The sequence below is a fragment of the uncultured Planktosalinus sp. genome (genome assembly GCF_963973675.1).
Taxonomy (GTDB): Bacteria; Bacteroidota; Bacteroidia; order Flavobacteriales; family Flavobacteriaceae; genus Planktosalinus.
In genome coordinates this window covers 1-2,629 of record NZ_CAXBAN010000369.1, presented here as the reverse complement: position 1 = coordinate 2,629, position 2,629 = coordinate 1, and the positions used below count along the sequence as shown (strand labels likewise).

Annotated in this window: 3 protein-coding genes and 1 pseudogene; all 4 read left to right on the top strand. The window is 32.7% G+C overall.

All coding sequences use genetic code 11. The annotated features are described in order from the left end of the window. Positions 1-505, top strand: a pseudogene (locus tag AACY61_RS12130) (peptidase M41); the annotation flags it as partial. A 103-nt stretch (positions 506-608) separates the two neighbouring features. Beyond that, positions 609-1,205 carry an LUD domain-containing protein gene (locus AACY61_RS12125; protein WP_339611837.1) on the top strand — a complete coding sequence of 199 codons (597 nt, stop codon included), beginning with the start codon at positions 609-611 and terminating at the stop codon, positions 1,203-1,205. Between the two features lies 1 nt (position 1,206). Next, positions 1,207-2,010 (top strand): phosphatidate cytidylyltransferase, encoded by an 804-nt coding sequence (locus AACY61_RS12120; RefSeq protein WP_339611836.1) that lies wholly within the window; start codon positions 1,207-1,209, stop codon positions 2,008-2,010. After that, the coding region (locus tag AACY61_RS12115) for a phosphatidylserine decarboxylase family protein (protein ID WP_339611835.1) at positions 2,000-2,629 on the top strand (630 nt) is incomplete at its 3' end. The genes AACY61_RS12120 and AACY61_RS12115, both read left to right, overlap by 11 nt.

Genomic DNA, 2,629 nt, shown 5'->3' with positions numbered 1-2,629 from the left:
AGGACAATCACTGGGAGCAGCTTGGTATTTACCAGAAGAACGCCTCATTGTAAGACCAGAACAAATGCTCGATGAAATGTGTGCTACCTTAGGTGGCAGAGCTGCTGAAAAAGTTATTTTTGATAAAATTTCAACAGGAGCATTGAGCGATCTTGAAAAAGTCACTAAACAAGCCCGTGCCATGGTGACTATCTATGGTTTGAATGATACAATTGGAAACCTGACATATTATGATTCCTCCGGTCAATCTGAATACAATTTCACGAAACCCTACAGTGAAAAAACAGCTGAAAGTATTGATAAGGAAATTTCAAACTTAATTGAATCTCAATACAAAAGAGCCATTGATCTCCTTGAAAAAAACAAAGACAAATTAATTGAACTGGCCAATGTACTACTTGAAAAAGAAGTCATTTTCAAAGACAATTTAGAAACAATTTTTGGAAAAAGAGATTTTAATGAAAAAGATGCTGTAATGGATAAAATTGAAAAGCCGAAAGAATAACTTAATTCTCGCTTTCATATTAAACTTGACTTAATTCGCTTTTGGATTAAGTTTTTTTTATATTTGGTGCCAAGCTGAAAAAAACACCTCAAACAAGTAATTAATGAGTTTGTTTAAAAAACTTTTTAAAAAAGCTAGAGACAAAGAATCCCCAAAAGAAGAAAGAAGTAAATATTTACCGGAAGTACCACTACCTACTGACGAAAAATTCACCTACAACTTCAGAAAAAACGGCGGAAAATTTCTCTATTGTGAAAATATGGAGGAACTCGATGAAGCCTTTGACAACATCCTATTGGAAAATGACTGGTATGAAAAAGATGTTTATTGTACCAACCAAAATTTAAAGTCAAAATTTAACTCCTATAATTTAAAGTTTGTTGAAAAAAACAGTGCTATATTTTTCTTTTCACAGTGCGAATCTCTGGTGGCAGATGTAGGGGCTATTTTAATTTCTTCCAATCAAATTAAAGAAAAAAAACTAAAAGAGCTCCCTGATAATTTTATCATCTTTGCCACAACAAGTCAACTTGTTGACACCATTGGAGAAGGATTGCGAAAAATTAAAAACTCCAATAAAAAAAGTATTCCCACAAATATTACTACTATTAAAAACTTCGAAAGCAAAAAAGAAAATGATTTTATGACCTACGGAAGTAGCTCAAAAAACTTATATTTGCTCCTTCTGGAAGACTTATAATATGAAGGAACTTATTGTTAGAGCATTGTCTGGGGCTATCTATGTTTTTATCCTCCTTGCTTCTATCTTTATTTCTGAGTACTCTTTTTTCATTCTCTTCACTATATTGGGTGTTTTATGTTTGAATGAATTTTTAAATCTCATCCACTTAAAATCCATCATTCTTTATGGAGTTCTGTTGCTTTTTATTGCCTCATTTTCATATTTCCGGTTTGATTTTTATGCTACAAAATTATTGCTCATCCTATCCGGTTTTATCAATTTATTTTTATTAAAAGATTTGCTTTGGGTAAATTTAATTCCAATGTTTCAAAAGAAAAAATATGCAGTAACCATACTCTATCTCATCAGTGGATTTGTTTTTATTACCCTCATTCCTTTTTACAACAATGTTTATTCACCTTTTTTAATTGCATCGGTTTTTATACTTATTTGGGCTAATGATATTTTTGCTTTTTTGATAGGAAAATATTTTGGTAAAAGAAAACTCTTTGAGCGCATCTCTCCCAAAAAAACTATTGCTGGTTTTATGGGTGGAATGACTGCCTGTATCATTGCTAGCTTTTTTATTTTTAAATATCTGGTTATCTTTAATCCCACATTTTGGGTTGGACTTGCACTATTAATTAGTTTTTTAGGTCCAATTGGCGATTTAATTCAATCAAAATTTAAAAGACAAGCAGGCGTAAAAGATAGTGGCAATCTCATTCCCGGACATGGAGGGATTTATGACAGACTCGACAGTATTTTATATGCTGCACCATTTATATACACATATATTATTTTAACAGATTATGTTTCATAAAGAAGGCCATAAAATTATTTTAGGTGGATTAGCAATACTAATTTTGCTTACACTTTCATCTCACTTCTTTTTAGAGAATGAGCTATTGAAAAAAACACTTGTAATTGTTTTTATGCTCTTCTTCTTACTTATACTTCAGTTTTTTAGAAATCCAAAAAGAGAATTTCAACTCAATGACCACAATGTTCTTTCACCGGTTGACGGAAAAGTTGTTGTGATTGAAGAAGTGTTTGACAAAGAATATTTCAACGAAAAAAGACTGCAAATTTCGGTGTTTATGTCGCCTATCAACGTTCATGTAACTCGTTATCCTGTTGGTGGGAAAATTGTTTACTCAAAATATCATCCCGGTAAATACCTGGTTGCCTGGCACCCAAAATCTTCTGAAGAAAATGAACGAACTACTGTAGTGGTCAATAACACCGTTTTTGGCGATGTATTACACAAACAAATTGCCGGTGCACTTGCAAAACGCATCGTCAATTATGCCGTTGTGGATGAACGAGCAATTCAGGCTGAAGACAGTGGCTTTATCAAGTTTGGATCCAGAGTGGATGTTTTGCTTCCTTTAGATGCCACAGTGAATGTACAACTCAATCAAAAAGTAAAGGGCGGAATT